General features: G+C 71.9%; 21 protein-coding genes. 11 read left to right on the top strand and 10 right to left on the bottom strand.

Annotated features, from left to right (window positions below):
- Window positions 1-114 precede the first annotated feature (114 nt).
- Both HUT18_RS13280 and HUT18_RS13275 read right to left on the bottom strand, forming a co-directional pair.
- Window positions 115-2,748, bottom strand: a complete 2,634-nt coding sequence (locus HUT18_RS13280; protein ID WP_254878576.1) for a cation-translocating P-type ATPase — start codon at window positions 2,746-2,748, stop codon at window positions 115-117.
- A gap of 165 nt (window positions 2,749-2,913) precedes the next feature.
- Window positions 2,914-3,225 (bottom strand): DUF2530 domain-containing protein, encoded by a 312-nt coding sequence (locus tag HUT18_RS13275; protein WP_176100701.1) that lies wholly within the window; start codon window positions 3,223-3,225, stop codon window positions 2,914-2,916.
- Between the two features lie 419 nt (window positions 3,226-3,644).
- Here HUT18_RS13275 and HUT18_RS13270 point away from each other — a divergent pair, with 419 nt between their 5' ends.
- Entirely contained in the window at window positions 3,645-5,093 is a 1,449-nt protein-coding gene (locus HUT18_RS13270) for an NCS2 family permease (protein ID WP_176100699.1), read from the top strand.
- Window positions 5,094-5,279: 186 nt separating this feature from the next.
- Here the strand turns inward: HUT18_RS13270 and HUT18_RS13265 are convergent, their stop codons facing one another.
- The gene (locus HUT18_RS13265; protein WP_176100697.1) at window positions 5,280-5,465 is read right to left on the bottom strand and encodes a ribbon-helix-helix protein, CopG family; all 186 of its coding nucleotides are present in this window, start codon (window positions 5,463-5,465) and stop codon (window positions 5,280-5,282) included.
- A 141-nt stretch (window positions 5,466-5,606) separates the two neighbouring features.
- On the opposite strand from HUT18_RS13265, the gene HUT18_RS13260 reads away from it, so the two are divergent.
- The 3 genes from HUT18_RS13260 to thpR all read left to right on the top strand — a co-directional run bounded on the left by HUT18_RS13260 (window position 5,607) and on the right by thpR (window position 8,421).
- Entirely contained in the window at window positions 5,607-6,074 is a 468-nt protein-coding gene (locus HUT18_RS13260) for a MarR family winged helix-turn-helix transcriptional regulator (RefSeq protein ID WP_176100696.1), read from the top strand.
- Between the two features lie 57 nt (window positions 6,075-6,131).
- Window positions 6,132-7,730, top strand: a complete 1,599-nt coding sequence (locus tag HUT18_RS13255) for an MFS transporter (protein WP_254878575.1) — start codon at window positions 6,132-6,134, stop codon at window positions 7,728-7,730.
- Between the two features lie 133 nt (window positions 7,731-7,863).
- Complete coding sequence (thpR, locus tag HUT18_RS13250) at window positions 7,864-8,421, top strand: RNA 2',3'-cyclic phosphodiesterase (protein ID WP_176100694.1); 558 nt, start codon at window positions 7,864-7,866, stop codon at window positions 8,419-8,421.
- A gap of 230 nt (window positions 8,422-8,651) precedes the next feature.
- Here the strand turns inward: thpR and HUT18_RS13245 are convergent, their stop codons facing one another.
- The 4 genes from HUT18_RS13245 to HUT18_RS13230 all read right to left on the bottom strand — a co-directional run bounded on the left by HUT18_RS13245 (window position 8,652) and on the right by HUT18_RS13230 (window position 11,733).
- Complete coding sequence (locus HUT18_RS13245) at window positions 8,652-9,641, bottom strand: aldo/keto reductase (protein ID WP_176100692.1); 990 nt, start codon at window positions 9,639-9,641, stop codon at window positions 8,652-8,654.
- A 51-nt stretch (window positions 9,642-9,692) separates the two neighbouring features.
- Window positions 9,693-10,286, bottom strand: coding sequence for a Uma2 family endonuclease (locus HUT18_RS13240; protein ID WP_176100690.1), 594 nt, complete (start codon window positions 10,284-10,286; stop codon window positions 9,693-9,695).
- 199 nt (window positions 10,287-10,485) lie between these two features.
- On the bottom strand, window positions 10,486-11,076 hold the full coding sequence (locus tag HUT18_RS13235; RefSeq protein ID WP_176100688.1) for a Uma2 family endonuclease: 591 nt from the start codon (window positions 11,074-11,076) through the stop codon (window positions 10,486-10,488).
- A 114-nt stretch (window positions 11,077-11,190) separates the two neighbouring features.
- Window positions 11,191-11,733, bottom strand: a complete 543-nt coding sequence (locus HUT18_RS13230; RefSeq protein WP_176100686.1) for a MarR family winged helix-turn-helix transcriptional regulator — start codon at window positions 11,731-11,733, stop codon at window positions 11,191-11,193.
- Between the two features lie 51 nt (window positions 11,734-11,784).
- On the opposite strand from HUT18_RS13230, the gene HUT18_RS13225 reads away from it, so the two are divergent.
- Window positions 11,785-12,330 (top strand): carboxymuconolactone decarboxylase family protein, encoded by a 546-nt coding sequence (locus HUT18_RS13225; RefSeq protein WP_176100684.1) that lies wholly within the window; start codon window positions 11,785-11,787, stop codon window positions 12,328-12,330.
- Window positions 12,331-12,407: 77 nt separating this feature from the next.
- On the opposite strand, the gene HUT18_RS13220 is transcribed toward HUT18_RS13225, so the two are convergent.
- On the bottom strand, window positions 12,408-13,103 hold the full coding sequence (locus HUT18_RS13220) for a GDSL-type esterase/lipase family protein (protein ID WP_176100683.1): 696 nt from the start codon (window positions 13,101-13,103) through the stop codon (window positions 12,408-12,410).
- A gap of 108 nt (window positions 13,104-13,211) precedes the next feature.
- On the opposite strand from HUT18_RS13220, the gene HUT18_RS13215 reads away from it, so the two are divergent.
- The 4 genes from HUT18_RS13215 to HUT18_RS13200 all read left to right on the top strand — a co-directional run bounded on the left by HUT18_RS13215 (window position 13,212) and on the right by HUT18_RS13200 (window position 18,500).
- Entirely contained in the window at window positions 13,212-14,396 is a 1,185-nt protein-coding gene (locus HUT18_RS13215; RefSeq protein ID WP_254878574.1) for a WD40 repeat domain-containing protein, read from the top strand.
- 89 nt (window positions 14,397-14,485) lie between these two features.
- Window positions 14,486-16,843 carry an FHA domain-containing protein gene (locus tag HUT18_RS13210; protein ID WP_176100681.1) on the top strand — a complete coding sequence of 786 codons (2,358 nt, stop codon included), beginning with the start codon at window positions 14,486-14,488 and terminating at the stop codon, window positions 16,841-16,843.
- Window positions 16,844-16,947: 104 nt separating this feature from the next.
- Window positions 16,948-17,460 carry a hypothetical protein gene (locus tag HUT18_RS13205; protein ID WP_176100679.1) on the top strand — a complete coding sequence of 171 codons (513 nt, stop codon included), beginning with the start codon at window positions 16,948-16,950 and terminating at the stop codon, window positions 17,458-17,460.
- Window positions 17,461-17,471: 11 nt separating this feature from the next.
- Window positions 17,472-18,500, top strand: coding sequence for a serine/threonine-protein kinase (locus tag HUT18_RS13200; RefSeq protein ID WP_176104484.1), 1,029 nt, complete (start codon window positions 17,472-17,474; stop codon window positions 18,498-18,500).
- A 70-nt stretch (window positions 18,501-18,570) separates the two neighbouring features.
- Here the strand turns inward: HUT18_RS13200 and HUT18_RS13195 are convergent, their stop codons facing one another.
- Window positions 18,571-19,665, bottom strand: a complete 1,095-nt coding sequence (locus tag HUT18_RS13195; RefSeq protein ID WP_176100677.1) for a helix-turn-helix domain-containing protein — start codon at window positions 19,663-19,665, stop codon at window positions 18,571-18,573.
- 99 nt (window positions 19,666-19,764) lie between these two features.
- On the opposite strand from HUT18_RS13195, the gene HUT18_RS13190 reads away from it, so the two are divergent.
- Window positions 19,765-21,084 carry an MFS transporter gene (locus HUT18_RS13190; protein WP_176100675.1) on the top strand — a complete coding sequence of 440 codons (1,320 nt, stop codon included), beginning with the start codon at window positions 19,765-19,767 and terminating at the stop codon, window positions 21,082-21,084.
- On the opposite strand, the gene HUT18_RS13185 is transcribed toward HUT18_RS13190, so the two are convergent.
- On the bottom strand, window positions 21,078-22,520 hold the full coding sequence (locus HUT18_RS13185) for a streptophobe family protein (protein ID WP_217710482.1): 1,443 nt from the start codon (window positions 22,518-22,520) through the stop codon (window positions 21,078-21,080). The genes HUT18_RS13190 and HUT18_RS13185 overlap by 7 nt on opposite strands.
- Before the next feature lie 290 nt (window positions 22,521-22,810).
- On the opposite strand from HUT18_RS13185, the gene HUT18_RS13180 reads away from it, so the two are divergent.
- Entirely contained in the window at window positions 22,811-24,058 is a 1,248-nt protein-coding gene (locus HUT18_RS13180; RefSeq protein WP_176100673.1) for a DUF6777 domain-containing protein, read from the top strand.
- The last annotated feature ends 118 nt before the right edge of the window (window positions 24,059-24,176 follow it).

The following is a 24,176-nucleotide window of genomic DNA, read 5'->3' as shown; positions in this document are numbered from 1 at the left end:
CGCTCAACACGCCCCGGGGGATGGATTGTTCCGCCAGCCAGCCAGCCAGCCAGCCTGCCAGCCCGGCCGCCTCATGGGTCCCTGTCGCCGGTCCTCTTGCCGGCGAGCCACCGCTCAGGCCGGGAAGCGCCGCCCCGCCCACACCCACACCGGTTCGAGCAGAGCGCCCGCCGCGAGGCCGATGCCCACCGCTGTCCAGGGCATGACGGTGCCTTCCAGGCGCAGTGCGAAGAAGTCCTGGAGCCAGGGCACGACGAGGACGATCACGAAGGCCGCGCCCATCGTGGCCACCAGCAGGATCCGCCACCAGGTGTAGGGGCGGGCGACGATGGCGAGTACCCACAGCGAGATCAGGAACAGGGTGGTCGTCGCCGCGCTGGTCTCCGCGTCCAGTTCGCCGGGGCCGTGATAGTGGGCGCGGGCGAGGAGGTAGGTGGTGAAGGTGGCGATGCCCGCGATGAGTCCGGCGGGCAGCGCGTAGCGCATGACGCGGCGTACGAAGCCGGGCTGGGCGCGTTCCTTGTTGGGGGCGAGGGCCAGGAAGAACGCGGGCAGGCCGATGACGAGGGTGGCGAGCAGGGTCAAGTGCCGTGGCAGGAACGGGTATTCGACCTGGGAGCAGACCACGAGCAGGGCCATCAGGACCGAGTAGACCGTCTTGACCAGGAAGAGCGTGGCGACGCGGGTGATGTTGCCGATGACCCGGCGGCCCTCGGCGACCACCGAGGGCAGGGTGGCGAAGCTGTTGTTGAGCAGCACGATCTGCGCCACCGCCCGGGTCGCCTCGGAGCCCGCGCCCATGGCCACCCCGATGTCGGCGTCCTTGAGGGCGAGCACGTCGTTGACGCCGTCCCCGGTCATCGCCACCGTGTGCCCGCGCGAGCGCAGCGCCGCCACCATGGTGCGTTTCTGCTGCGGGCTCACCCGCCCGAACACCGTGTTCTTCTCCAGGACTTCGGCCATCTCGTCCCGGTCCTCGGGCAGCGTGCGCGCGTCGACGGTGTGTTCGGCGCCGGGCAGCGAGAGCTTGGCCGCGACCGCGCCGACGGAGACCGCGTTGTCGCCGGAGATCACCTTCACCGCGACGCCCTGCTCGGCGAAGTAGCGCAGGGTGTCGGCGGCGTCGGGGCGCAGCCGCTGTTCGAGGACGACCAGGGCGGCCGGGGCGGTGTCCCGGGTCGGGTCGGGGCCGTCGAGTCCGTGCCCGGCCCGGGCGAGCAGCAGCACCCGCAGGCCCTGCCGGTCGAGCCCGCCGATCTCGTCGAGCAGCGGGTCGCCGGGCGCGAGCAGGACGTCGGGCGCGCCGAGCAGCCAGTCGCCGAAGCGCCCGCCCGCCTCCTCTATGCGGCCACCGCTGTATTTGCGCGCCGAGGAGAACGGCACCGCCCGCGTACACCGCACCGAGGCCACCGGGGGACAGGACTCGGCCACCGCCCGCAGACTGGCGTTGGGCCGGGGGTCGGCGGCGGCGAGGGCGCCGAGTACGGCGCGGATGCGGTCCGCCGGTGCAGCCCCTACAGCTCCTTCAGCCGCCTCAGCCCCTCCAGTTCCTTCAGCCGCTTCCGTACGTCCCGTGCCCTCCGTACGCCCCGAACCGTCCCCGCCGTCGGTGCCCCCGGCGCCGTCGAGTACCCGCAACTCGGCGAGGTCCATGCCCCCCTCGGTGAGGGTGCCCGTCTTGTCGAGGCAGACCACGTCGACCCGGGCCAGGCCCTCGATCGCGGGGAGTTCCTGTACCAGGCACTGGCGGCGGCCGAGGCGGATCACGCCGATCGCGAAGGCCACCGAGGTGAGCAGCACCAGGCCCTCGGGGATCATCGGCACGATTCCGCCGATGGTGCGCGCGGTGGCGTCCTTGACGCTGTCGTGTTCCAGGAAGAGCTGGCTGACGACCAGACCGAGCGCGGTCGGCACCATCATCCACGTCACGTACTTGAGGATCGTGGAGATGCCGGTGCGCAGTTCGGAGTGGACGAGGGTGAACCGGGCGGCCTCCTCTGCCAGTTGGGCGGCGTACGCCTCCCGGCCGACGCGGGTCGCGGTGTAGGCACCGGCGCCCGCCACCACGAAACTGCCGGAGAGCACCGGGTCGCCGGGGCGTTTGACCACGGAGTCGGCCTCGCCGGTGAGCAGCGACTCGTCCACCTCCAGGCCCGCCGCCTCGGCGACCACGCCGTCCACCACGATCTTGTCGCCGGGGCCCGTCTCCACCAGGTCGTCGAGCACGATCGCGGAGGTCGCCACCTCGGCGGCGACGCCGTCCCTGCGGACGACCGGGCGGGCCTCGCCGATCACGGCGAGCGAGTCGAGGGTCTTCTTCGCGCGCAGCTCCTGCACGATGCCGATACCGGTGTTGGCGAGGATCACGAAGCCGAACAGGGCGTCCTGTACCGGGGCGACGAAGAGGGTGATCACCCAGAGCACGCCGATGATCGCGTTGAAGCGGGTGAAGATGTTGCCGCGCACGATGTCGGCGGTGGAGCGGCTGCTGCGCACCGGGATGTCGTTGACCTCGCCGCGCGCCACCCGCTCGGCGACTTCGGCGGTGGTGAGTCCCGCCGCTTTGTACGTCGGACCGGGAGCGCCGGTCGAGGTCGTGGTCGTCGTTGCGCCGGTCGTCGTCGTGCTCGGCGTCGTGCCGGTAGTGGTCGCTGTGCCGGTGGCTTCGGTGTCCGCGTCCGTGGCACCGCCGACGGGGGCGTGCTGTGCTCCGCAGTCGTCCGCGCCGGTCCGTGCCCGCTGCGTCATGTGTTCGACGGTACGGGCGCCGGGCCCGCTTCACCGCTCGGGAGAGCCGAATTCCGACCTGGGGAGGACCGGCTCGCCGGGCGTCACATCCTCAGGGTGTAGGCGGCGAGAAAGGGGTTCAGCCGCCGGTACACGCGAATTCAGCCACTGGTGGCCCGGGGCGCTTCAGGCCTCGTCGGCGGGTGTCTCTCCAGTGGGTGTCTCTCCGTCGGGCGTCTCCGCGGCGGACTCCGCGCGCTTGAGCGCCGCCTCGCGCCCCCGCACGTACCAGATGCCGATCAGCCCGAGCCCGGCCCCGGCCAGCGGGGTCCACACCCACCACAGGTGCCCGTGGTCGTCGAACCAGCCGTAGAACGGCAACTGCGCCAGGAAGAGCAGGAACCAGAGGATCGTGCCGCCCGTGACGGTCCCGACGACCGGGCCCTCGAGCGGTGCGGGTGCCTCGCGCAGCGGGCGGCGAGCGGTCTCACGGGTCATGCGCACAGCTTACGAGGGGGCGGTCGGGGAGGTCCTCCCTCCCGGCGTTCTCCCGACGTTCTCCTGGCTCGCTCTCCGGCGATCTCCCGGCTCGTGCGCGGGGTCCTGCCCCCGCCTTCCCGCCGCCGGGAACGCCACTGCCGGGCGGATTGGATTTCGTCAGACTTATTCATTCATACTGAAACCATCTCGACCTGGCCGGTTTCCTTCAGCGGATCGTACGAACAGTGGAGCGTGTGAACGCTGGAGCGTACGAAAGCGTGTGAACGCTGGAGTGCACGAAGCGGACCGGACGAAGTGACTCGGGCGAAGTGGCTCGTGTCATCCGCCGCTTGCCCGGGCGGCCCGGTCGAGTCCCCTTGTACGACCGCCCGCGCGTACGCCCCCGTACGACCGCCGCACCGCCCGAGGTTGCCCGTATGACCGGCCAGGCCACCAACAAGTCGGACGCCCCGCACGGGGCGTCCGTCGTGACGCACGGTCCGCTGGACCGCTTCTTCAGGGTCTCCGCGCGGGGGTCGACGTTCGGGCGGGAGATCCGCGGCGGCTTCGCGACCTTCTTCGCGATGGCCTACATCCTGGTCCTGAACCCGATCATCCTGTCCGGCGCCAAGGACATGCACGGGCATCAGCTCGACAACGGCCAGCTCGTCACCGCGACCGCGCTGACCGCCGCCTTCACCACACTCCTGATGGGCGTCATCGGCAATGTGCCCATCGCGCTGGCGGCCGGGCTCGGTGTGAACACCGTGGTCGCGCTCCAGCTCGCGCCGCGGATGAGCTGGCCGGACGCGATGGGCATGGTGGTACTTGCGGGCTTCGTGGTCATGCTGCTCGTGGCCACCGGGCTGCGGGAGCGGGTGATGGCGGCCGTCCCGGTGGGGCTGCGCAAGGGCATCGCCATCGGCATCGGCCTGTTCATCATGCTGATCGGCCTGGTCGACGCCGGGTTCGTCAGCCGCATCCCGGACGCGGCCGGGACGACCGTGCCGCTCCAGCTCGGCGGCGACGGGCACCTCAACGGCTGGCCGCTGCTCGTCTTCGTGCTCGGTGTGCTGCTGACGCTCGGTCTCATCGTGCGGCGGGTGCCGGGCGCGATCCTGATCGGCATCGTCGCGATGACGCTGCTCGCGATCGTCATCGAGGCCGTCGCCGACGTGCCCTCCTGGGGGCTCACCACCCCGAAGTGGCCCGGAAACCCGGTCTCCTCCCCGGACTTCGGTCTGGTCGGCGAGGTCAGTCTGTTCGGCGGCTTCGACAAGGTGGGACTGCTCACCGGCCTGCTGTTCGTGTTCACGGTGCTGCTGTCCTGCTTCTTCGACGCCATGGGCACGATCATGGGCGTCGGTGACGAGGCGGGCCTGACCGACGAGACCGGCGGCATGCCCGGCATGAACCGGGTGCTGTTCGTGGACGGCATCGCGGTCGCCGCGGGCGGCGCGTCCTCCTCCTCGGCCACCACCTGCTTCGTGGAGTCGACGGCAGGCGTGGGGGAGGGTGCGCGCACGGGCTTCGCGAACATCGTCACCGGCGGCCTGTTCGCCGTGGCACTGTTCCTCACGCCGCTGGCGACGATGGTGCCGTCCCAGGCGGCGACCCCCGCACTGGTCGCGGTGGGCTTCCTGATCCTGGCGGGCTCCATCGGCGACATCGACTGGAGCGACGCGACGATCGCGATCCCGGCGTTCCTGACGATGGTGATGATGCCGTTCACGTACTCGATCACGAACGGCATCGGCATGGGCTTCATCAGCTTCACGGTGCTGCGGCTGGTCGCCGGTCGCGGCCGGGAGGTGCCGATTGCCATGTACGTCGTCTCGGCGGTGTTCGCCTTCTACTACCTGATGCCCGCGCTGGATCTGACCTGAGCCGAGGGGGCTGCGGGGCCTGAGGGGCCTGAACACCTGATGGGCCTGAGGTGGCGGCGGAGGCGGCGGAGGCAGCGGGGGCGGCGGGGGTCAACCCGCCGCCGTCAATCCGCCGCCTTCGACCTGCGGTCGTCAACCACTGCGGTCAACCACCGCGGTCAATCACCCGCGTTCAACCCACCGCGGTCAACCAACCGAGCGGTAGAACCTCTCCGTCTCGTCCACGGCGGCGTGGAAACGCTCGTCGAAGTCGTCGCGTACGAGCGTGCGGACCACGTAGTCCTGCACGCTCATGCCGCGCTTGGCCGCATGTCCCTTGAGCCGGTCGAGCAGCTCACTGTCCAGTCGCAGGCTGAGCACTGTCGATGCCATGCCTCCAGCGTCCCGGGCACCCGGCGCGCGCGGACTCACTTTCCGCAACCGTCTCACTCGTACGAGTGAGGATGTGATGGGTGTGCCACAGCGGCGGGAAACGAGTGGTCCTTAGGCAGGCTAATGAGCTACCCTAACAACATGCCGGACCTTTCCCACGGCCAGGACGCGGGCCGTACCCCGCGGGCCACCGAGGACCCAGCCGCTGTCAACGCCCTGCGCTCCGCCGTCATGCGGCTGTCGCGGCGGCTCAAGCACCAGCGGGTCGACGAGTCGCTGAGCCCGACCGAGATGTCGGTGCTCGGCACCCTGGCCCGCTGCGGCTCGGCCACCCCCGGCGAGCTGGCGCGCAAGGAGCACGTACAGCCGCCGTCGATGACCCGCATCGTGGCCCTGCTCGAAGCCAAGGGACTGGTCCATCTCGAGCCGCACCCCGAGGACCGCCGTCAGAAGGTCGTCACCCAGACCGAGCAGGCCGAGGCCATGCTCGAACAGAGCCGCCGCAAGCGGAACGCCTGGCTGGCCACGCTGGTGGAGGGCCTCGACGAGGACGAGTGGGACAAGCTCCGTGCCGCCGCCCCCGTACTGGAGAAGCTCGCCCACCTCTGACGCCGGACCGCGGCGCGGAGGACCACGCACACCACGCACATACCAGGAGGCACCACCTTGAGTACGGGATCCGGAGCAGACTCCGACCCCGCATCAGCCGCCCACGACTCCCTGTCCACCCCCCATGACTCCATATCCACCCCGCCTGACTCCAGCTCCACCCCGCACGACGCCATATCCACCTCGCACGACTCCGTATCCACCCCGCGTGACTCCAGCTCCACCCCGCATGACAAGACCGGCCGTACGAGCCGTGGCAACACCGCCCGTACGAGCCTCGACAAGACCGTCCGTGCGAGCCACGGCGACGACAAGACCGCGCGTACCAGTCACGGCGACGACAAGACCGTCCGTGCGAGCCACCGCGACGACAAGTCCGCCCGTACGGGCATGTTCAGCTCGCTGAAGGTCCGTAACTACCGGCTCTTCTTCACCGGGCAGGTTGTCTCCAACACCGGCACCTGGATGCAGCGCATCGCCCAGGACTGGCTGGTGCTCAGCCTCACCGGCTCTTCCGCGGCCGTCGGTATCACCACGGCGCTGCAGTTCCTGCCGATGCTGTTGTTCGGCCTGTACGGCGGCCTGCTCGTCGACCGGCTGCCCAAGCGGCGGCTGCTGCTTGTCACCCAGGCCGCGATGGGGCTGACCGGACTCGCGCTCGCCGCGCTCACGCTGAGCGGACGGGTCGAGGTGTGGCACGTGTACACGACGGCCTTCCTGCTCGGTATGGCCACCGTGGTGGACAACCCGGCGCGGCAGACCTTCGTCTCCGAGATGGTCGGACCGGGGCAGCTCGCCAACGCGGTCAGCCTGAACTCCGCGAACTTCCAGTCCGCCCGGCTCATCGGCCCGGCCGTCGCCGGTGTCATGATCACCGCCGTCGGCTCCGGCTACGCCTTCCTCGCCAACGGTCTGTCCTTCATCGCCCCGATCATCGGCCTGCTCCTGATCCGGCCCGCCGAACTGCACAAGGTCGAACGTGCCCCGCGCGCCAAGGGCCAGCTCCGGGAGGGCCTCAGCTATGTGGCCGGGCGGCCCGAACTGCTGTGGCCGATCGTCCTGGTCGGCTTCATCGGCACCCTCGGCTTCAACTTTCCGATCTGGCTCTCGGCCTTCGCCGACGACGTCTTCCACGCGGGCGCCGGTACGTACGGCATGCTCAACACCCTGATGGCCGCGGGCTCGCTGGCCGGTGCGCTGCTCGCCGCCCGGCGCGGCGCGAGCAGGCTGCGGCTGCTCGTCCTGGCCGCGGTGGCCTTCGGCCTGCTGGAGATCCTGGCGGCCTTCGCCCCGGCCTTCTGGCTGTTCGCCGCGCTGCTCGTGCCGCTCGGCATGCTCGGCCTGACGGTCAACGTCACCGCCAACTCGCTGGTGCAGACAGCCGTGGAACCGGCCATGCGGGGCCGCGTGATGAGCCTGTTCATGATGGTCTTCGTGGGCGGTACGCCGCTCGGGGCGCCCTTGTTCGGCTGGGTCACCGACACCTACGGCGCCCGGATCAGCTTCGCCGTCGCGGGCCTGGTCTCGGCCCTCGCCTCGGCGGGCGTCGGCCTCGCCCTCGCCCGCGCGGGCGGCATGCGCGTCACCGTGCGCTGGCACCACCACCATCCGCAGGTGTGCCTGGTGCCGCGCCGAGAGTTGGCTACGGCGGCTTGAGCGGGACGGGTTCCGCGCGGCCCGGGTCCTCAGCGGCCCGGGCCTGAGCGGGTTGGGCGCGAGTACGTAGCCCCTGCGGACCCGATACGGACCCGGTGCGGACGGTAGCGGCGGGGCACGGCAGAGTACCGGCATGAGACTCTTCGCCGCGGTCCTGCCGCCGCCCGACGTGGTCGCCGAACTCGCCCGCGCCGCAGCCCCGTTGCGCGATCTGCCGGGGGCCGATCGGCTGCGCTGGATGTCCGAGGAGGGCTGGCACTTCACGCTCGCGTTCTACGGCGAGGTGCCCTACAAGGAGGTGCGGAGCCTGTCCCGGTTCCTCGCGGGGGCCGCGGCCGAGTCCGAGCCGTTCCCGCTCGCCGTGGCCGGCGGCGGCCACTTCGGCGGGCGGGCACTGTGGGCCGGGGCGAGCGGCGACACCGCCGCCCTGACCCGGCTCGCCGGGCGCACCCAGCAGGCGCTGCCCGAGGACAGGCGCGAGCACCGCGGCTACCGCCCCCACCTGACCCTGGCCCGCAGCGGCGGTCACGCCGACTTCGCGGCGTACGCCGCCCTGCTCGACGACTTCCGCGGCACCACCTGGCAGGTCGAGGAGGTGGCCCTGGTCCGCAGCAATCTGCCGGGCGGCGCGGACGGCGCCCGCCTGCGTTACGAGAAGGTCGGCGGATGGCGCCTCGGAGCGGCACGTTAATCTCGGGTACGTGAAGACGAAGACCCGTAACCGGATCATGGCCTCGGTGCTCGTGCTGATGTTCGTCGTGGTCGCCGTGGCGGCGGCGGCCGGACGCTAGCCGGTCCGCAGCCCGCAGCCCGCCCCCCCCCGCCGCCCGCCACCACGTGTGCACGGGAGGATGTCCCGCCCGCACGGGCCGCCGCGCGTTTCCGGCAACCCCACCACCAGGCGAAACACTCCCGTACGCCCTACCAGGCGAACGCCTCCGGCGATGCCCCCGGCCCCGGGAAGATCTCGTCGAGACCGTCCAGGACCTCCTGCGACAGTTCGACCTCCACCGCGCGCAGGGCGGAGGTGAGCTGCTCCTCGGTGCGCGGGCCGACGATCGGTCCGGTCACCCCGGGGCGGGTGAGCAGCCAGGCGAGCGCCGTCTCGCCGGGCTCCAGGCCGTGCTTGTCGAGCAGATCCTCGTACGCCTGGACCTGGGCGCGCACCGCGGTGTTGGCGAGCGCGTCCGCGCTGCGGCCGGAGGCCCGCCGGGAGCCCTCGCTCTCCTTCTTGATGACGCCGCCTAGCAGCCCGCCGTGCAGGGGGGACCAGGGGATGACGCCGAGTCCGTACTCCTCGGCGGCGGGGATCACCTCCATCTCGGCGCGGCGTTCGGCGAGGTTGTAGAGGCACTGTTCGCTGACCAGGCCGAGGCGGCCGTGGCGGGCGGCGGTCTCGTTGGCCTGGGCGATCTTGTAGCCGGGGAAGTTGGAGGAGCCCGCGTAGAGGATCTTGCCCTGCTGGATCAGGACCTCGATGGCCTGCCAGATCTCCTCGAACGGGGTGCGCCGGTCCACGTGGTGGAACTGGTACAGATCGATGTGGTCGGTCTGCAGCCGCTTGAGGCTGGCGTCCACCGCGCGCCGGATGTTCGCGGCGGAGAGTTTGTCGTGGTTGGGCCAGGCGGCGCCGTCGGCGCCCATGTTCCCGTAGACCTTGGTGGCGAGCACCGTCTTGTCGCGGCGGCCGCCGCCCTTGGCGAACCAGGTGCCGAGGATCTCCTCGGTGCGGCCCTTGTTCTCGCCCCAGCCGTACACATTGGCGGTGTCGAAGAAGTTGACCCCCGCGGCGAGCGCCGCGTCCATGATCGAGTGGCTGCTCGCCTCGTCGGTCTGCGGCCCGAAGTTCATCGTCCCGAGCACGATCCGGCTGACCTTGAGTCCCGTACGTCCAAGCTGCGTGTACTTCATGGTCCTCAAGCCAACGGCGTGGAGTGCGCTCTAGGCAAGGGCGCGAGGCGGTCAGTCGCGGGGGAAGTCACCGGTGTGCAGGACGAGTCCGAGGGCCGTACGGCTCAGGTCCAGATCCGTACCGAAGGGCACCCGCAGCTCCTGCGTGTACCCGTCGTCCTTCGGCTCGGTGAACAGGTGGCAGCGGCCCAGATACGGATCGGCGATCAGGTAGACCGGCACACCCGCCGCCGCGTACGTCGCGAGCTTCGGGCCGTAGTCACTGGACGCCGTGTTCCGGGAGATCACCTCCGCGACGAACTCGACGTCCTCGTGCCGCCAGCGCCCCCGTTCGCTCTTCACGGCGCCCGAGCGAAGCTTCGCCACGTCCGGGGCGAAGCCGTTCATGCCGCCCGGAAAGTCGATCCGGACGTCCGAGAACACCAGAACGTCCATGCCGAAGGTGTCCTCCACGGCTCGGACGATCCTGCGGATGATGTTCCAGTGGACGTCGCGCTGCGGCGTCATGTGGATGGCCCCCTCGACGATCTCCGCCTTGTATCCCGGGGGCACAGGCATCCGCTCGAGGGCCGCGAACATCTCGTCGAGGTCCCGTTCGTCGTCGCTGTCGGCCATCTCGATCCTGTCGTTCGCTACGACGGTCATGTGGCTCCTCCCCGCTGCCGCGTGAGTGCATGCAGCCGCCGGGTTCAACGATACGTACGGCCGCCGGGTCACGGTCTTTTCCGAACTGACCAACCCAAGTCGAACGGGAGTTCCTCACTCGATGCGCTGGAGTTGTCAGGGCAGCGCTGCGTCATACCGATGCGTAGCCGAGTGCCTTCCAGGCAAAGGGCGTTGGCGGTCAGTCGCGGGGGAAGTCACCGGTGTGCAGGACGAGGCCGATCTCCGTGTCCCGCAGGTCGAGGTCCTGGCCGAACGTCGCCCTGGTCTCGGTCGCGTAGTCGTCGCCCTTGGGGGAGGTGTGGACGTGGCACCTGCCCTGGTACGGGTCGGCGATCAGGTAGACCGGGATTCCGGCCAGTGCGTATGCCGTCTTCTTGGGGTCGTAGTCGTTGTGGGCGGTGCCCTTGGAGATCACCTCGACCACGCAGACCACGTCCTGGTGCCGCCAGCGGCCCTGCGCGGTTTTCGTCGCTCCTTCGGCCAGGACCGTGATGTCGCTGGCGAAGCCGTTGAGGAAGCCCGGGTAGTCGACGCGTACGTCGGACTTCAGGCGGTTGCGGGGGTACTTGGCCCGCAACTGCTCGTAGACGTCCGCGATGATCTCCCAGTGGGTGTCCCGCTGCGGCGACATGAAGATGTTTCCCCCGACGATCTCGGCCTTGGTTCCCTCGGGGACGGGCATCGTTTCGAGCACCTCGAACATCCGGTCCAAGGTGAGCTCTTCACCGCTGTCGGCCATCTCGATCCTGTCGTTCGCTACGACGGTCATGGTGGCTCCTCCCCGCTGCCGCCTGAGTGCATGCAGCCGCCGTGTTCAACGATAGGTAGGGGCGCCCGGTAACGCGTAAATCCGAACGAACTGCCCCGGTGGGTACAGGAGTTCTCATGCCCCGCCGAACCAGCCCGCCGCGTCCAGGCGGAAGGACTCCGGCGCCGCCACCCGGCGCAGCGCGGCCTCCAGGTCCCGTACCCGTTCGATGCCGAGGTCGGCCGCCCACTCGGTGCGCAGGCGCTCGAAGACGGCGGCGGAGCGGGCGAGTGCGTCGAGGCCGTGCGGTGTGAGGCGGACGAGTTTGCGGCGGGCGTCGGCGGGGTCGGCGGAGCGGGTGGCGTAGCCGAGGGCGACGAGGCGGTCGACGGTCTTGCCCGCCGCCTGCTTGGAGACGCCGAGCCGCTTGCCGATCTCGGTGGACGTGGCCCCGTGCATCCCCACGGCCTGAAGGGCGTAGCCGTACGCCGGGCGCAGGTCCGGGTGGCCCTGTTCGGCGAGGGTGGCGTGGGTGCGGTCGATGAGGGTGCGGAACCCGGCGAAGAGGAGGATCGGGAGCTCCCAGCCGGGGGTGGGGTCAGGGCCCGCCGCACCGGGGCCGGGGGCGCCGCCGTTGCGGAATTCGTCAACCTGGTTTACTTTCTTTTCGTCAACCATGTTGACCACTTTAGGGACAACGGGACCCAGAAGCAGGAACCAGGGGGAGTCATGACCAACACCGCGCCGACCACTTCCGCGTTCACGACGCACACTCTCGAATCCGCGCCCGCTGCCGCGAGGCCCGCCATGGAGGCCGTGGCGCGGGCGCGTGGCAGTCTGCCCGTCGCGGTGGGGCGGCTGGCCGAGTCGCCCGCACTGCTGGGCGGGTTCCTCCGGCTCAGCGCCGCCTTCGAGCAGAGCACGCTCGAACCGCTGGCCCGGGAGATCGTCATCATGACCGTCGCGGCGCGCAACGGCTGCGGTCTGTGTGTCCAACTGCACACCGCGCGGCTGCGGGAGCTCGGGGCCGCCAACGAACTCGTCGCCGCCGCCCAGGAGATGGGCCCGCAGGAGGATCAACGGCTGGAGGCGGTACGGCAGTTCACCCTTGCCGTACTCGCCTCGGCGGGTGGGGTCGCCGACGGTGAACTGCGGGCCTTCCTGGACGCCGGGTTCACCCGCGAGCAGGCGCTGGAGGTCGTCCTCGGCATCGGCACGTACACGATGTCGACCTTCGCCAACCGCCTGGTGCGCGCGCCACTCCTCGCGTCGTAGCCCAGCAGCCCGGCAACCCAGCAACCCGGCAACCCGGCATCGCGGCAATGCCGTAACGCGGGAAGCCGTCCGCCCCGCTACCCGACGCCCACGGCCGCGTACTCCTCGCCGACCCCCCACCCCTGGTGCATCGCCGAGGCGAAGGCGGCGGCGAGTTTGTGCTCGCCGGGGGCGCTCGGGTGGGTGCCGTCGTAGGTGTCCGTGTCGAGGAGGTAGTCCTCGGGCGGGGTGGCGAGCAGGATCGGGGAGCGCGGCTGGGCGAGGTCGGCGGCCGCCTTGGCGAGCAGCACGTTGAAGTGGGCGACCTGGGCGGCGAAGGGCGGGTCGTTCTCGGCGCGGACGTTGGGGATGACCGGCAGCAGGGCCAGGCGGATGCGCGGGTTGCCCGCGCGGGCACCGGCGACGAAGCGGTGCACGTTCTCGGCGGTCTGCTCGGCGTCGGTGTAGAAGCCGAGGTCGATCAGGCCGAGCGAGACCAGCAGGACGTCGGCCCGGTGCTTGCGGACCGTGTCCTCGATCACCGGCGCCATGTGCAGCCAGCCCTCGCCCCAGCCCGCGAGGTGGCGCCGGTGGCGGGCCGGGAAGTCCGGGTCCGCGTAGTCCTGCGAGACCGGTTCGCCCGCCGCCTTGTCGAACAGGGTGTCCCGCGGGCCGACGATCTGGAAGGGGCCGCCGTGCGTGGCGCACAGGTGCTGCCACATCCGGTAGCGCCAGGTGTACTCGCCGGCGCTGCCGATCGTCATGGAGTCGCCGACGAACATGAACCTGAGCATCCGTTCATCATCCCGGAGAGGTGCCGGGACGGGAACGCCGCCGGGTGCGCGGAGATGTGAGGCTGGCCACGCGCGCCGCCGCACGGGCGGGGATGGCAGGCTGTGGGCATGCGTGCGCGTTCGCTGCCGTCGGCAGCCGGTGCCTTTGTGGCCCTCGCCTCGGTCCTCGTCCCGGGCCTTGTCCTGACCTCGTCCCCGGCTCATGCCGCTCCCGCGGCGTCGGCCCGAGCCACCCCGGTCGCGGCGACCCGTGCCGCGCCACCCGCTGCCACGGCGGCCCGGCCGCAGGCGCCCGGCGACGGCGAGGCGGCCGGTGACGGCGAAGGCAAGGCGGTCGGTGACGGCGAAGGCAAGGCAGCAGCTGGCAAGGACGCCGACGAAGCCAAGAGCTTCACCCTCGCCGACAGCCGGATCACCGAGTCCAGCGGGCTGGCCGCCAGCCGGGCCCACCCGGGCGTCTACTGGACGCACAACGACAGCGACGACGGGCCGTACCTGTACGCCGTCGACTCCCGTACCGGCAAGACCGTCGCCACCGTCACCATGAAGGGCGTCGGCAGCCCCCGTGACGTCGAGGCGATCTCGACGGGGCCGGACGGCAGCCTCTACGTCGGCGACATCGGGGACAACCTCGACGGCGGCTGGTCGTACGTGTGGATCTACAAGCTGCCCGAGCCGAAGCAGTTGCGGGACCAGACGGTGCGGGCCACGCAGTACGTCGTGAAGTACTCCGACGGGGCCCGCGACGCCGAGGCGCTGATGGTCCACCCGAAGACGGGCCGGGTGTACATCGCCGACAAGAAGGAGGCGGGCGGCTCGCTGTACGAGGGGCCGGCCAAGCTGTCGGCCACCGGCACCAACGTTTTCAAGCCGATCGCTACCACCGATCTGTGGGCCACCGACGGCGCCTTCTCCCCGGACGGCAAGTGGCTCGCGCTGCGCGGCTACTTCGGCGGCCGCTCGTACGCGTGGAACGACGGGCACCCGAGGAGCAAGGGCAGGCTGGACGTGCCCATGCAGGGCCAGGGCGAATCGGTCACGTACACGGCGGACGGCTCCGCGCTGATGTACGGCAGCGAGGGCACGCACAGCAGCGTGGTGGCCCAGCAGCTCGGCGGCCGTGGGGGCGGCAAGAACGGCGCGCCTTCGCAGGACGGCAGCACCGCCGCCGGGCCGGACTCCGGCGACACCCCCGGTTTCGAGGGCGACTACAAGATGGGCCTCGGCGCGCTGGTCGCCTCGCTGCTGCTCCTGTTCGGGCTGAAGCGGATCTTCGTACGGCGCAAGGACTGAGCACGGAGGACTGAGCGGGCCGCACGGACCGGGCGGGCCGCCCGGACGGGCAACAGGCGGTGCCCCGACCCCCGCCGTAAAATCTGAACATGGCCAAAAGGCCGGAAATCCCCGCGCCGGAGCTGCTCGTCGAGGCCGACGACGGCTCCCGGGTCCTCAGTCCGTCCCGCGTCTACCACGTGGGGCGCGACCCGGACAGTGATCTGGTCCTGGAGGACTCCCGCGTCTCCTGGCACCACGCCCTGCTGCGCTCCGCCTCCGGCGGCTGGCTGATCGAGGACGAGCACAGCACCAACGGGACGTACGCCGACGGGCAGCGGGTCTCGCGCTCCCGGGTCGGCCCGGGCACCGTCGTGCGCTTCGGCAACCCCGCCGACGGGCCGCGCGCGGTGCTGACCCCGACCCCGCCGCCCGCCCCGCGACCATCCGCCCACGCGCCCGAGCGGCCCTCCGCGGTGGCCCACCCGGCCGCCACCCACACCTTCCGGCAGCCCAGTTCGGTACGCCCGCTGCCCACCGCGCGGACCACCCGGATCGGCAGGGCGCCCGAGAACGACCTGGTGGTGGAGGACCTCGCGGTCTCGCGCCGGCACGCCGAACTGCGGGCCGGGCCGCAGGGCTACGAGATCGTCGACCTCGGCAGCCAGAACGGTACGTACCTCAACGGCCAGCCGGTGACCCGTTCGCCGGTGGTGCCCGGCGACATCGTCGGTGTGGGGCACTCGGCGTTCGCCCTGGTGGGCGAGGAACTCCAGGAGTACATCGACACCGGCGAGGTCTCGCTGGACGTACAGGACCTCGCGGTGCACGTGGACAAGGGGCGCAGGACGCTGCTCGGCGGGATGTCCTTCCCGGTCGGCGAGCGTTCGCTGCTCGCGGTGGTCGGGCCGAGCGGCGCGGGCAAGTCCACGCTCCTGAACGCGCTGACCGGGCTGCGGCCCGCCGACGAGGGCACCGTCCTGTACGACGGCCGCGACCTCTACCGCGACTACGCGGAGCTGCGCCAGCGCATCGGGCTCGTTCCGCAGGACGACATCCTGCACGCACAGCTCACCGTGCGCCACGCCCTCGGCTACGCGGCCCGGCTGCGTTTCCCCGAGGACACCGCGAAGTCCGAACGGCAGGCCAGGGTCGACGAGGTGATGGCCGAACTCGGCCTGACGGAGCGGGCCGACCAGCACATCCACTCCCTCTCCGGCGGCCAGCGCAAACGCGTCAGCGTCGCCCTGGAACTGCTCACCAAGCCGTCCCTGCTCTTCCTCGACGAGCCGACCTCCGGCCTCGACCCGGGCATGGACCGCTCCGTGATGCACATGCTGCGCGCGCTCGCCGACGACGGACGCACGGTCATCGTCGTCACCCACAGCGTGCTCAGCCTCGACGTCTGCGACCGGCTCCTGGTGCTCGCCCCGGGCGGGCGCACCGCCTACTACGGGCCGCCCGGCCAGGCGCTCGCGTACTTCGGCTACACCGAGTGGCCCGAGGCCTTCGAGGCGTTCGAGAACGACACCGGCCGCGACTGGGCCGCCGAGTTCCGCGCCTCGCCGCTGCACCGCCGCTATGTGAGCGGCGAATCGCTCCAGCCCAGAAGCGAGCCGCGAGCCCGGGACACCTCGGTGGCCCCGCCGCGCGGCCAGCGCTGGGGCGCCCAGCTCCGTACGCTCGTACGCCGGTACGCGGCGGCGCTGATGTCGGACCGCACCTTCCTGGTGATCATGGTCGCCCTGCCGTTCGTCATGGGCGCCATGGCGCACGCGCTCGCGGGCAGCGCTCTGACCCGGGACTCCGCGCTGAACGCCCTGCTCATCCTGTGCGTCGGCGCGGTGCTCACCGGTGCCGCGAACGCGGTGCGCGAACTGGTCAAGGAACGCACGATCTACCAGCGCGAGAGAGCCGTCGGCCTGTCCAGATCGGCGTATCTGATGTCCAAGGTGCTCGTGCTCGGCGCGATCACGGTGGTGCAGGCGGTGGTCCTGACCATGGTGGCGCTGTTCGGCGTGGACCTGAACGCCCCGCGCGGCAAGGGGGTTTTGTTGCCGCCGCTGCTCGAAATCACGCTGGCGGTGGCCCTGTTGGCGTTCACCGCGATGATGCTCGGCCTGTTCGTCTCCTCCCTGGTGCGCAAGGAGGAGGTGACCATGCCGCTGCTGGTCCTGGTCGCGATCGTGCAGGTCGTCTTCTGTGGTGCGCTGCTGAAACTGGACGGGGTGCCGGGCCTGGAACAGCTCGCCTGGCTGGTGCCCTCCCGCTGGGCGCTCGGGGCCATGGCGGGCACCATCGACCTCAACCGGATCGTCAAGCAGGACATCACCGACGACCCGCTCCTCCAGCACTCGGCGGAGATCTGGCTCCTCGACATGGGCATGCTCGTCGCACTGAGCCTCGTCCTCGGCTTCCTGGTCACCAAGCTGCTGAAACGGCGCGAACCGGAGATCATGCGTAAGTAGCCCGCAGCAGCAAGCAGCAAGCAGCAAGCAGCAAGCAGCAAGCAGCAGGCGAGGACCGCCCCGCGGCCCTCGCGCGCACGGCCGCCACCGGCCAGGAGCCGCCCGTGACCACAGCCGACTTCCTGCCCAGCCATGTCGTACCACCGCAGGGTCTGCCGACCTGGGCGGCGCCCGACGGTGCCCAGCCGCTGCCGCCGCTGGACCCGCTGCTGCCCGTGGTGGTCGTCGACCGGCGGGGTGACTGGGCCCACGCGCTGTGTTCCAACGGCTGGTCGGCCTGGGTCGACGGGCGCCTCCTGCTGCCGCTGCCGCAGGGACCCCCGGCGCCAGGCGCGCCCCCGGCCCGTACCGCGGACCCACGCCCGCTGCTCGCCGAGGCGGCCGAGTCCCTGGACCGCTACCGCACCCTCGCGGAGGATCTCGCCGCGGGCCGCGTGGACTCCGGAACCTTCGCCGAGCGGACCCGGGGGCTGCGCGTCGGAGTCGTGGTCGACGGCGACGCGCTGTGGGTGTACGACGTACGCCACGAGCGCTGGTGCTACTGCGACGGCGCCGCGCTGTCCGTCTTCGCGGTGGAGCACGGCCCGCGCCGGACCGGTACGGACGGGCCCTCGTGACCAGCGGCGGGATGAGCGGGCACCGGATCGCCGGGTACCGCTTGGAGGAGGAGATCGGGCACGGCGGGATGGCGGTCGTCTACCGGGCCCGCGACCTGCGCCTCGGCCGCACCGTCGCGGTCAAACTGCTCGCCCCCGAACTGGCCCGCAACGACACCTTCCGCGGCCGTTTCGTCCAGGAGTCGCGGGTGGCCGCCGCGATCGACCATCCGCACATCGTGCCGGTCTTCGAGGCGGGCGAGGCGGACGGCGTCCTGTACATCGCCATGCGCTACGTACGGGGCAGCGACCTGCGGGCCCTGCTCGACCGCACCGGCCGGCTCCCGCTGGAGACGGCCTGCCGGATCGCCCTCCAGGTGGCCTCCGCGCTGGACGCCGCGCACGCGCACCAACTGGTCCACCGCGACGTCAAGCCCGGCAACGTCCTCATCGCCGACGACCCGGACGACACCGGCGACCTCGACCACGCCGACGCCCCGGGCGGCTCCGGCTCCGGCCACGGCCCCGACCACGAAGCCTCCGAGGGCGGCGAGTACGCCTACCTCACCGACTTCGGCCTCACCAAACGCTCGCTCTCGCTGACCGGGTTCACCAGGGTGGGCCAGTTCGTCGGCACTCTCGACTACGTCGCACCCGAGCAGATCGCGGGCCGCCCGGTGGACGGCCGCTGCGACGTCTACAGCCTCGCCTGCGTCACCTTCGAAATGCTGACCGGTGCCCCGCCGTTCCGTCGCGACGACGACATGGCCCTGCTCTGGGCCCACCAGTTCGACCCCGCCCCACCGCCGACCACCCTGCGCCCCGACCTGCCGCCCGCCGTCGACGAGCCGTTCGCCCGCGCGCTCGCCAAGTCACCGGCCGACCGACAGGACAGCTGCCGCGCGTTCGTACGGGAGTTGAGGGCTGCGGGGCGGACGGGGGCGGGGAGGGGAGCGGTACGTCCTGCGGTAGGTGCCGCCGAGGCACGTACCGCACCGGTGGACCGGCGCCCGCCCGAGCCGCCGCGGTGGGCGGCGCCGGTGTTTCCCGCCGCTTGGTGAGGGGCGGTTTGGTGAGAGGCCGGTTGGCGAGAGGCGGCCGGTTGGCGAGTGGTTCGGCCCGTGGCGAGCCTCACCGCAGTACGGCGGCCAGCAAGTCCGTGCCCAGTGCGGTCAGATCGGGCAGGTTGAGGGTGTAGCGGACGTAGCGGCCGTGTCGCCGGGCGGTGAGCAGGTCCGCCCGGCGCAGGACGGCGAGGTGGCGGGAGACCTCCGGGGGCGAGAGTTCCCAGATGTGGGCCAGCTCGCCGGTGGTGTGCGGGCCGCGGGCCAGGGTGCGCAACAGCCGTAGCCGTACCGGATGGGCGAGTGCCTCAAGCCGGAGGGTGACCGTCTCCAGCGGTACCGGCACTGCCGGGGACGGGTTCGGCTCGGCGACGGGGTACTGCACCACCGGCTGCCACCCCGGCGCGTGCACCACCACCAGGTGCGGGCTGCCGAAGACGCTGGGGATGAAGGTGACCCCGGTGTCCCGGGCGGTGGTCGCCTTGTCCTGGAGTTTGTCGACGACGATGCGGTCCCCCTCCGGTGCCAGCGCGACCGCGCCGGACACCGAGGCGAGCGCCGCCCCGAGGCCCTGGTGCTTCAACAGGTCGTTCTTGAGGCGCAGGTCGGTGGCGAGCTGTACGGCGACGTCGGCCCAGGCGGCGTCGAAGAAGGCCTCGGCACACAGTTCGAGGGTGCGGCGCACCCGTGCTCGTACGGCCGCCGGGTCCGCCAACAGCCGTTCCGCGAAGGCCTCCTGTCGCGCGCCGCGGGCCTGGGCCAGGTCGAGCGCGCGTACGCGCGCGGCCGCGTCGGTGAGCGGCGACGACGGGGCGGCGAGGCGGTCCGGGTTGCCCCCGCACGTGGTGACGAGCGCGGCGGTCACGTACCTCTCGTCGTCGATCCGGTCCACGTCGTCCAGTTCCTCAGCGAGGGTCGGCCGGGGTCGGGCCGGGATCAGGAAGTCGGCCTGCGAGGAACGCCAGAGGAACTCCGCCTCCCGCAGCCGCTCGGCCAGCTCCGGCGCCAGCCCGGCCCAGATGCCCGCGGCCCGGGCGGCGAACCGCGGGTGGTGCCCGGGTTCGGCCAGCACATGCAGCATCGCGGTCAGCTCGGCCAGCGGAGACGCGGCGAACCGCAGCCCCCCGGACGGCAGCCCGCCGATGTCGATCCTCAACGTCACCGCCCCATCATCACCGGCCGGGCGAGCTGCGAGCCCGTCGGTTGACGGCTTCCGTCAACCGACCAGGGCCGCCCGCCACTTGTCGGCACGGTGGGCGCCATGGCAACCCCGCCCTCGGCCGACAGCTCGGCCACCAGCACGGCTACGGCTACCCGTACAAGCACGGCCACCCGTAAGCCCAAGATCCGCCCCACCGCCCTCATCCGCGCCTCCGGCGGCCCCCGATACGCCGTCGCCCTGGCCGTGGACGCGCTCGGCACCGGCCTGTTGCGGCCCTTCCTGCTCCTCTACGGGGTGATGGTGCTGCGGCTGTCCGCACCGGTGACCGGCACCGCGATGACGGTCGCGGTCGTCGCCGGGCTGGTGTGTATGCCCGCGGTGGGCCGGTGGCTGGACCGGGGCGCACGCAGCACGGTCGTGGCCGCGTCGATGCTGGTACGGGTCCTTGGTGTGGCACTGCTCCTTGCCGCCCCGGCCGGACACCTCTGGCTGTTCGCGACGGCGGCGCTCTTCCTCGGTATCGGCAACCAGGCATGGCCCGCCGCCCACGCCGCCGTGGTGGCCACGGTCGCCCACGGCCGGGAACGCGACGCCGCCCTCGCGGCGGGCCGTGCCCTGCGCAACGCGGGCCTCGGCGCGGGCGCGCTCATCGCCACCGTCTGCCTCGCGGGCGGCGCCACCGCCCTGCGAGCCCTCGCCGTCGCCACCGGACTCGCCTATCTCGTCGCGGCGGTCCTGGCCTGGACGGTCCGCCTGTACGCGGACCCCGCCACCCTCACCAGGAACGAAGCCGAGGGCCACCACAGCGACAACGGCAGCAAGAGCGGCGACGGCGGCAAGGGCGGGGTCGGCGACGGCGGCGGGGCCGAACCCGCCCCCCGAATGCGCGCCCTGCTGACCGCCAACGTCATCTACGCCTTCTGCCTCAACGTCCCCGAGATCGCGCTCCCGCTCATCCTGGTGACCCAACTGCACGCGTCCCCCGTGTGGTCGGCCGCGATCTTCGTGACCAACACGGTGCTCGTGGTCACCCTCCAGGTCCCGGTCACCGTCGCGCTGTCCCGCTTCCCTCGCCGGAACGTCCTCGCGGCCGCCGGTGTCGTACTGGCCGTGTCCTACCTCGGCTTCCTCGCGGCCGTCTCGCTGGGCGACGGCTGGGGCGCACCGGCCGTCGCCGCGGTGGCCGTGGTCTGCACCCTCGGTGAGATCGTCTACGCGGGCACCGCCACCGCGCTCGTCACCACCCTCGCCCCGGCCCATGCCCTGGGACGCGTCCTCGCCCGCTTCGAACTCTCCACGGGCCTGGGCCTGGCCGTCTCCCCGGTGGTCATCACCACCCTCGCCCCGTACGGCGCGACCGCCCTCTGGGGCAGCCTCGCCGCGGCGACACTCGCCGCCGCCACCGCCGTCGTCTACTGACGGGGCCCCGCCCCTCGACCCTTCGCACCCCCGCTGTCCCCGCCCTCCCCGCCGCCCTCACCCTCCCTGGCTTCCCCACCCTCCCCGGCCTCCCCCGGATGCCGCAGCCGTCGCGCGAGCAAGCTGCCGAAGAAGCCCATGACCAGCCCCCACAGCGCCCCCGCACCGACCAACCGGCCGACATGCGGATCGAGTTGGACCTCGCCGCCCAGTCCGCCGAGGCCTTCGAGTCCGCCCACGCCGACCAGTGAGAGGCCCTGGTGCGAGGAGACCCGGGTGAGCAGGCCGACCACGAACAGGGTCACGGCGAGGGCCAGAGCGAGTTGCAGGGCGTGCCGCCAGGCGGGGAGCCGGGCGGGCGCGCGTACCGCGGCGGCGAGGGCCGCGGTGAACAGGATCAGGACGGCGACCGCCACCAGGACCCAGGCCCGGTCGTCGTGGTCGCCGATGGCGCCCAGGTCCACCGTCCGGGTGCCGTCGCGGGTGTGCAGGATCTTGTCCAGCGCATGCGGCATGGGCAGTCCGAGGCTGTCGTCCACGTGTCCGGTCCAGGCGCCGCCGATGCCGACACCCAGCGCCATCCAGGCGAGGTTGGGCAGCCCGAGGCACAGGACGGCGAAGGTCTCGGTCCGGTGGTCCTGGGTGATCAGCGTGACCAGTCCGGCGACCAGTCCGAGGCCCACGTACGCGAGCAGTACGTAGAGCATCGCGAAGGCGGGCGGGCGTACCCACCGCTGGAAGCGCAGCAGCCGGGAGGAGAGCGGGGTGCCGCGCGGCACCAGGAAGGCCAGGGCGAGGACGGCGAGCACCCAGAGCAGGCCGACGCCGAGGGTCGCGGGCAGGTCGGCGCGGAAGCCGACCCGGGGGGTGGCGCCGAGTGCGCGGCCGATCTCGTCGGCGATGTCGTTGCCGACGGTGATCTCGAACTCGTGCCGTGCCAGGCCCACGAGTACACCCAGGTACACCAGCCAGAACGCGGCCGTCAGGGCGATGCGGGCGAGCAGTTCGGCCGGTTCGGCGACGGCACGGTGCCGCAGCGGCCACAGGAAGACGAAGGCGAGGGCGAGCGCGCCCGCGAGGGTCACCGACAGCGGGACCACGTCGACGGCGGCCTCCGCCTTCGCGAACACCCCGGCGTCCCCGCTGACCTCGACCTTTCCACCGGCGGCCATGACCACCACGGCGGCCGTCACCCGGTGGAACCCGCCGCCCGGCAACTCCCCGGCACCCGCGGCCCACAGCCCGAGCGCGGCGACCACCACCATGGCCACCACTCCGGCGGTCGCGGCCGCCAGCGTCTCACCGCAGATCCGCGCGGACAGCGGCACTCCGCCGCCCGGGCCAAGGCGCGAGCCACCGCCCGAGCCACCGCCCGAGCCGCCACCCGAGCGACCGCCCGGGCCCCCCGGCTTCGCCGCACCACCACCGTGGCTCATCGCCCGCCGTACCTCCCGCCGCCTGTCCCGGTTTGTGTCGCTTCCTCAGCGTTTCCTCACCGTAAGCGGGCCGCGTCGACTCCGCTTGCGGACCGCACCCGGCTCGCACACACAATGAGGCCGACGGTCAAATCGGTCCGTACGTGAGCGAATTGCCCGTAGCCCCCACAGGCCCCACAGCCCGGGCCACTCCACCCACCCGATCCGGACGTACTCCACCGACTCCCCGACTCCCCGACTCCGCGAATCCCCCGACTCCGCCGCACACCCCGCCACACCCAAGGGGCACCGTGACCTCTCAGCCACCCCCCGACAGCCGCCCGAGCGGTCCCGGCTCGGGCTCCGGTTCGCAGCCTCCTGCGGGGCCGCCTTCCGGCCCGCTGTCCGACCCCTCGTCCTCGGACCCGTCCTCGTCCGGCCCGTCCCAGGGGCAGCCCTCGCACGAGCCCACCGAGGTGACCCCCGCCGCCCGGCCGCAGGGCCCGGGTGACGGCGGCTCACGTGGTGGCGGCGACGGCGGGGACGGCGGCGGGGGAAGTGGCGGCGGCGGGGGAGGGGGCGAGGGCAGCGGCGCCACGGGACCCGCCCGGGGTGGCGGCGGCCCCTGGTGGCGGTCCGCGCCCAAGGTGGCCGTCGCGGTGGCCGCCGTACTCGTGGCCGCGACGCTGATCGTCCTCCTCACCCGACCGGACGACGACGGCAAGAAGTCCGGCGAGGTGTTTCTCCAGCCCGCCTCGGCCAAGGGCCGGGAGCCGTTCACCGATTCGACGGCGAAGAAGTCCACGCCGCCCGACGGGGACAGCGGCAGGCCCAAACCGTCCGGGAACGAGGGCGGTACGGCAAGTGTGCGGGGTTCGGCGCCCGGCCTGTACGGCGGCAGCCGGTCCACGACGAGCTGCGATGTCGAGAAGCAGATCGAGTTCCTGCGCAGGGATCAGGTGAAGGCGGGCGCGTTCGCCGGGGTGGCGGGCATCGGGCGAAACGAGATCCCCTCGTACCTGCGCTCGTTGACACCCGTCCAGCTGCGGATGGACACCCGGGTCACCAACCACGGCTTCAAGAACGGCAAGGCCACCTCGTACCAGGCCGTGCTGCAGGCGGGCACCGCCACACTGGTCGACTCGCGCGGCGTGCCCCGGGTGCGCTGCGCCTGCGGCAATCCGCTCACCGAGCCGGTGGCTCTCGACGAGCCGAAGCAGGTCGGCAGCCCCTGGCCCGGCTACCGGCCCTCGCGGACGGTGGTGGTCCGCGAATCGACCACGGTGATCAATGTGTTCGTCCTGGTCGACCTGGACACCGGGGACTGGTTCCGGCGCGAGAAGGGCGACGAGGACGGCATCACGGACGTGCCCACGACCTCGCCGTCCCCGACCGTCTCCGACACCGCGCCCACCGAGCCCGACGACTCCGCGACGCCGCCCGAGGAAGAGACCTCCGCCCCGCCGACCGAACCTCCGGCCGAGACCCCGCCCCCCGACGGCGGCACCACCGAACCCCCACCGGACCAGGGCACGCCCGAATCCGTCCCGGCCACCTGACCGCGAGCTCGAATCACCCCTTCGGGAGCGGGAAAACGCCGACGGCGCGACCTCGAAAAGAGGTCGCGCCGTCGGCGTTGCGCAGCGGCCCGGGGGCCGGGGCTCCGCCTCACGCGGT

This window comes from Streptomyces sp. NA04227, from assembly GCF_013364195.1.
Taxonomy (GTDB): Bacteria; Actinomycetota; Actinomycetes; order Streptomycetales; family Streptomycetaceae; genus Streptomyces.
The sequence above is the reverse complement of the archived record's forward strand: the minus strand, read 5'-3'. Positions and strand labels throughout refer to the sequence as shown.